This is a genomic window from Pseudomonas edaphica (genome assembly GCF_005863185.1).
GTDB classification, from domain to species: domain Bacteria; phylum Pseudomonadota; class Gammaproteobacteria; order Pseudomonadales; family Pseudomonadaceae; genus Aquipseudomonas; species Aquipseudomonas edaphica.
Genome location: NZ_VBVZ01000428.1, coordinates 1 through 5,416, shown reverse-complemented (window position 1 = coordinate 5,416; position 5,416 = coordinate 1). Strand labels below are relative to the sequence as shown.

Genomic DNA, 5,416 nt, shown 5'->3' with positions numbered 1-5,416 from the left:
ACCTGATGCATCCCAACTCGTGCTGTGCGCATTGCAGCCAGCCGATTCGCCCCTGGGAAAATATCCCGGTACTCAGCTACCTGCTACTCAAGGGGCGCTGCGCCCGCTGCCGCGAGTCTATCAGCGCGCGTTACCCCTTTACCGAACTGGCCTGTGCGCTGCTCTCGGCCATGGTCGCCTGGCATTTTGGCTTCGGCTGGCAAGCTGGCGCAGTGATGCTGCTGAGTTGGGGCCTGCTGGCGATGAGCCTGATCGACATCGATCATCAACTGCTGCCGGATGTGCTGGTGTTGCCACTGCTGTGGCTGGGGCTGGTCCTCAATAGCGGCGGTTTGTTGGCGACGCTGCCCGATGCGCTATGGGGCGCAGTCGTAGGCTATGTGTGCCTGTGGAGCGTGTTCTGGGTGTTCAAAGTGGTCACCGGCAAGGACGGCATGGGTTATGGCGACTTCAAGCTATTGGCCCTGCTCGGTGCCTGGGGTGGTTGGCAGATTCTGCCGATGACGCTGCTGATAGCGTCGCTGCTGGGCGTGTTCGCAGGCCTTGTCCTGATGCGTTTGCGCAAGTCCCAGGCATCGGTGCCGATGCCATTTGGCCCGTGCCTGGCAATTGCCGGCTGGATTGCATTGCTCTGGGGTGGTCAAATAACCGACTTCTATTTGCAGTCTGTCGGTTTCAGATGACCACTTGTGTCGCAACACCCTGGATTCTAGGCCTCACCGGCGGCATCGGCAGCGGTAAAAGCGCGGCCGCCCAGCACTTTATCGACCTGGGCATTGACCTGGTCGATGCCGACCATGCCGCACGCTGGGTGGTCGAACCCGGCCGGCCAGCACTCGCACGCATTGCCGAGCATTTTGGTGCAGGTGTGCTGCAGGCGGACGGCCAGTTGGACCGCGCCGCCCTGCGCAAGCTGATCTTTGAAGTTCCCGAAGAACGTCGCTGGCTGGAAGCCCTGCTGCACCCGTTGATTGGCGAAGAAATTCGCAGCCATCTGGCGCGTGCGCAATCGCCTTACGCGATCCTGGTCTCACCGCTGCTGATCGAGTCCGGCCAGTACAGCATGACCCAGCGCATCCTGGTGATCGACGTGCCGCAATCGCTGCAGATTCAGCGTACCCTGCAGCGCGACGGCATCAGCGAACAGCAGGTGCAGGCGATCCTCAAGGCTCAGTCCAGCCGTGAAGACCGTCTGAACCATGCCGATGACGTGCTGGTCAACGACAAGGACCTCGCCTGGCTGCACAGCGAGGTCGAGCGACTGCACCACTTTTACCTTACTTTGCGTGGAGGCCGATCATGAGCCAACCCTTGACCGTCGACTGCCCAACCTGCGGCGCACCCGTGGAATGGAAACCCGACAACCTCAACCGGCCGTTCTGCTCGGACCGCTGCAAGCTTATCGACCTTGGCGCCTGGGCCGCGGAAGAACACAAGATTCCGGTGAGCCCGGATGCCGAGGACGAGCTGTTCTCAGAAGACCTGCCGCCGCGCCACTAAGGCCGCATAAAGGCGTATTCCTGCTGGTCGTCGAGGTTTTCTGCAAGGTATTGCAGCTCGTCGGCCAGGTCTTCAAAACTGCGCACACCCTTGCTCTGCTGCACCACCGCACTGAGCATGGCGCGCAGGGTAAGACCTGGGTCAAAACCAATTTCCTGTGCCGCATCCTGGCTTCTGCGCAACTCTTGCCGCGCCCATTCGTACACACTCATAGTCTGTGCCCCGCCCTGCTCAGTAAAATTTCGCAGAGCATGGGCCTGCGCGGCCGCCTGGGATTTGATCTGGATCAACGCCGCGAATCGTCATCCTTCCACGGCGCCGACAGGTAGCGCGTACGGTTGAAGGTCTCCAGCCATTCCGGGCAGAACACCACCAGGGCACTGATGACCATGCCGTTGATAAACGCCTCGGGGAAGATGATCAGCCACAGGTAACCGACGAAGTCTTCCAGCCACTCGGGCATGGCAAAACGGCCGTCAAACCACAACAATCCCAACGCCGCCAGCAGGCACAGCAGTGCCGACAGCGCTGCGGCGAAAAAGCCGGAACAGAAGATATACACAAAGGGGTTGCGCGTTTGCGCCCGCTCCACCAGCAGCGCGCAGGTCTCGGTGACCAGCACCGGCAAGCCAATCAGCAGCAAACCATTGACCCCGACCGCCGCCAGGTCCTGGCGCCCCAGCAGCACCAAACCCAATTGCGCGGCCAACCCGCCGACGATAGCCAGGGGCCAATCCAGCAGCAGGGTCACGGCGGTCATGCCGATAAAGTGGTAAGACACACCGGTGTCGAAATCCCGCCGTACCAGCCAGAGCATAAACAGGGCAAACACGGTGCCGAACAGCAAATGCTGGCGCCGCCGGTCGGCAAGCAACTCGACCCACGGTGCGCGCAGGATCGCCCACATGACCAATGGCGCGTACAACAGCCAGCCAATGATGAGCGTTTGCGGCGCCAACACTGCAGCGCTGATCACGAGCGTAATGCCTTCGCAGAAAACCTCACCACACACCTCGTCCATGCAGTTGCTGTTGAATGAGCAGTCTACACCGGCGTTTCAAAGCAAGACTTCCTGCGGTCATCAATTGGACGCTAAGCTGCCAATATGGATGACTCAGATTATTTGCGCCTGCTCACCGTAGCGGCCGAACAAGCCAATGCGTTCCTGTCCAATGCCCGCAAATGGGAGCGTGAGCGTTGGGTCTGCCAGCGCCTGCTGCAAGGCTTGAACGTGCCTTACCGTGCCGAAGAGTTTCACCCCGCCGGCCAAGAGCCGCCGGACGTGTTGTTTCGCGACGCCAGTTTCGAAGTTTTTTTCGTATTGGATGAAGGCCGGCGCCTGAACGACGAATGGCGTGATGAGTTGCTGCGGCGGCGCAGTGCGTTTTCCTTGAGCCAGTTGGTGCGACGCGAAGCCAAGCCACGGCGCATTCCGGCCCATGAATTCCTGCTGCGCCTGGCGCCGACGTTGCGCAAAAAGGCACATAACTACAAAGAACGCGGCATAGACCTGGGCGAGTTGGACCTGATTGCCTTCACCAGCCTCAAGCGTGAAGTGCTGGACCTCAACAGCCATTTCCCACCGCCTACCGAATACCTGCGCCAAGGCTGGCGCTCGCTGTCGTTGGTAGGCCCGACCTTTGCGCGCGTACTGTTTGCCCACCCGGACGCACCGGACTTCTTGCGCAACAACCTGGGGCGCAGCATAGTATTCGACGTGGGCATCAGCCTGTGACGCGGGCACCGGCTACGCTTGTGGCGAACCCGCCAACCTTCTGGCTGTAACGTGGCGCCCTTTTGCAACGTCTACCTGACGAGGCCTTTATGACCAGCCGCCTGAACCCCGATGACCAACAGCATGTCGAAGAGTACCTGCAACTCTCCCAAAACCGAGTCGAGCGCAAGCCTTTCCGGCCGTGGCTGCTCCTGGGTGTGGTGCTGTTGGTGGTGATCGGGCTCGGCCTGCTGAGCCGCCTTTTGAGTTACCTGACGCTATGAGCTGCATCGCGCTCGCGAGGGTAACTGCTCCGATTTCTTTTAGCCTTGCGAGATATCCCCATGACCCATCGTATTATTATCGTCGGCGGCGGCGCCGGCGGCCTGGAGTTGGCTACCCGCCTGGGTAAGACTCTGGGCAAGCGCGGCACCGCCAGCATCACGCTGGTGGACGCCAACCTCACCCATATCTGGAAACCGCTGCTGCACGAAGTGGCCGCCGGTTCGCTGAACTCTTCGGAAGACGAGCTCAATTACGTCGCCCAGGCCAAATGGAACCACTTCGAGTTCCAACTGGGGCGCATGAGCGGGCTTGACCGTGAACAGAAAAAAATTCAGCTGGCCGCGACCCTCGATGAAGAAGGCCGTGAGCTGGTGCCTGCGCGCGTGCTGGGTTATGACAGCCTGGTGATCGCGGTCGGCAGCACCACCAACGATTTCGGCACCGAGGGCGCGGCGCAACACTGTCTGTTCCTCGACACCCGCAAACAGGCCGAGCGCTTCCATCAACAATTGCTCAACCACTATCTGCGCGCCCATGCAGGCCAGACCGACGTGGAAGAGAACATCAGCGTCGCTATCGTCGGCGCCGGCGCGACGGGCGTCGAGTTGGCTGCCGAGTTGCACAACGCCGCCCATGAACTGGCTGCCTATGGCCTGGACCGCATCAAACCGGAAAACATGCACATCACCCTGATCGAAGCCGGCCCACGGGTATTGCCCGCGCTGCCGGAGCGGATCGGCGGGCCTGTGCACAAAACCCTGGAGAAACTTGGGGTAACGGTACTGACCAACTCGGCGGTCAGCGAAGTGACCGCGGAGGCCTTGATCACCAGCAGCGGCCAGGTCATTCCAGCGAGCCTCAAGGTCTGGGCTGCGGGTATCCGCGCACCGGCCTTCCTCAAGGATATTGACGGGCTGGAAACCAACCGCATCAATCAATTGCAGGTATTGCCGACGCTGCAAACCACCCGTGATGAAAACATCTTCGCCTTTGGCGACTGCGCCGCCTGCCCGCAACCGGGCACCGACCGCAATGTGCCGCCACGCGCCCAGGCCGCTCACCAGCAGGCTTCACTGTTGGCCAAGTCGCTGAAACTGCGGATCGAAGGCAAGGACCTGCCGTCCTACAAGTACACCGACTACGGTTCGCTGATCTCGCTGTCGCGTTTTTCGGCGGTGGGTAACTTGATGGGCAACCTGACGGGCAGCGTGATGCTCGAAGGCTGGCTGGCGCGGATGTTCTACGTGTCGCTGTACCGCATGCACCAGATGGCGCTGTACGGGTTCTTCCGCACGGCGATGTTGATGCTGGGCAGCAAGATTGGGCGCGGGACTGAGCCGCGACTCAAGCTCCATTAACAACACAAACTAATGTGGGAGCTGGCTTGCCCGCGATGGCGATCGATCAGCACAAGATGCACAGGCTGATACACCGCTATCGCAGCGGTGCGACGATTCGACAAGCCAGCTCCCACATTTTTTGCGTAATATTTAAGATTTGCGCGCACAAAAAAAATCCCCGTATCTTTCGATACGAGGATTTTTAATATGGTCGGGGTAAGGGGATTCGAACTCCTGACATCCTGCTCCCAAAGCAGGCGCGCTACCGGACTGCGCTATACCCCGGTAAAAAAAGGCGACCTCTCAGTCGCCTTCTTCGATCAGTGCTTTTGGCCTCTGATCTTAAGATTCGATTCCAGCGTTAACTGGTCTCAAAAATGGTGGGTCGTGTGGGATTCGAACCTACGACCAATTGGTTAAAAGCCAACTGCTCTACCAACTGAGCTAACGACCCAAAAATGGTCGGGGTAAGGGGATTCGAACTCCTGACATCCTGCTCCCAAAGCAGGCGCGCTACCGGACTGCGCTATACCCCGGTTTTGAAATTGGCTCCGTGACCAGGACTCGAACCTGGGAC

General features: G+C 59.9%; 8 protein-coding genes and 3 tRNA genes. 6 read left to right on the top strand and 5 right to left on the bottom strand.

What is annotated here, in order from left to right:
- The 3 genes from FEM54_RS23325 to yacG all read left to right on the top strand — a co-directional run.
- Positions 1–683 (top strand): prepilin peptidase (locus FEM54_RS23325; protein ID WP_138453298.1); only part of this gene is annotated, 683 nt, incomplete at its 5' end.
- The gene (gene coaE / locus FEM54_RS23320) at positions 680–1,303 is read left to right on the top strand and encodes a dephospho-CoA kinase (RefSeq protein ID WP_017134508.1); all 624 of its coding nucleotides are present in this window, start codon (positions 680–682) and stop codon (positions 1,301–1,303) included. The genes FEM54_RS23325 and coaE, both read left to right, overlap by 4 nt.
- Positions 1,300–1,500 (top strand): DNA gyrase inhibitor YacG, encoded by a 201-nt coding sequence (gene yacG / locus FEM54_RS23315; RefSeq protein WP_017134507.1) that lies wholly within the window; start codon positions 1,300–1,302, stop codon positions 1,498–1,500. Before coaE ends, yacG begins: the two co-directional genes overlap by 4 nt.
- Here the strand turns inward: yacG and FEM54_RS23310 are convergent.
- Together FEM54_RS23310 and FEM54_RS23305 are read right to left on the bottom strand one after the other, a co-directional pair.
- Positions 1,497–1,712, bottom strand: coding sequence for a hypothetical protein (locus FEM54_RS23310; protein ID WP_003171680.1), 216 nt, complete (start codon positions 1,710–1,712; stop codon positions 1,497–1,499). The genes yacG and FEM54_RS23310 overlap by 4 nt on opposite strands.
- Before the next feature lie 74 nt (positions 1,713–1,786).
- The gene (locus FEM54_RS23305) at positions 1,787–2,476 is read right to left on the bottom strand and encodes an energy-coupling factor ABC transporter permease (RefSeq protein WP_138453293.1); all 690 of its coding nucleotides are present in this window, start codon (positions 2,474–2,476) and stop codon (positions 1,787–1,789) included.
- A gap of 129 nt (positions 2,477–2,605) precedes the next feature.
- Between FEM54_RS23305 and FEM54_RS23300 the strand changes: the two genes are divergently transcribed.
- The 3 genes from FEM54_RS23300 to FEM54_RS23290 all read left to right on the top strand — a co-directional run bounded on the left by FEM54_RS23300 (position 2,606) and on the right by FEM54_RS23290 (position 4,857).
- Positions 2,606–3,235 (top strand): DUF1780 domain-containing protein, encoded by a 630-nt coding sequence (locus FEM54_RS23300; RefSeq protein ID WP_017134504.1) that lies wholly within the window; start codon positions 2,606–2,608, stop codon positions 3,233–3,235.
- A gap of 89 nt (positions 3,236–3,324) precedes the next feature.
- Entirely contained in the window at positions 3,325–3,498 is a 174-nt protein-coding gene (locus FEM54_RS23295) for a DUF3094 family protein (protein ID WP_017134503.1), read from the top strand.
- A gap of 60 nt (positions 3,499–3,558) precedes the next feature.
- A complete protein-coding gene (locus tag FEM54_RS23290; protein ID WP_138453288.1) occupies positions 3,559–4,857 on the top strand; it encodes an NAD(P)/FAD-dependent oxidoreductase in 1,299 nt (432 codons plus the stop codon).
- Between the two features lie 190 nt (positions 4,858–5,047).
- Here FEM54_RS23290 and FEM54_RS23285 read toward each other — a convergent pair.
- From FEM54_RS23285 to FEM54_RS23275, 3 genes are all read right to left on the bottom strand, one after another.
- A tRNA-Pro gene (locus tag FEM54_RS23285) sits at positions 5,048–5,124 on the bottom strand.
- A 93-nt stretch (positions 5,125–5,217) separates the two neighbouring features.
- A tRNA-Lys gene (locus FEM54_RS23280) sits at positions 5,218–5,293 on the bottom strand.
- A gap of 5 nt (positions 5,294–5,298) precedes the next feature.
- Positions 5,299–5,375: transfer RNA gene (locus FEM54_RS23275), tRNA-Pro, on the bottom strand.
- Positions 5,376–5,416: the final 41 nt, after the last annotated feature.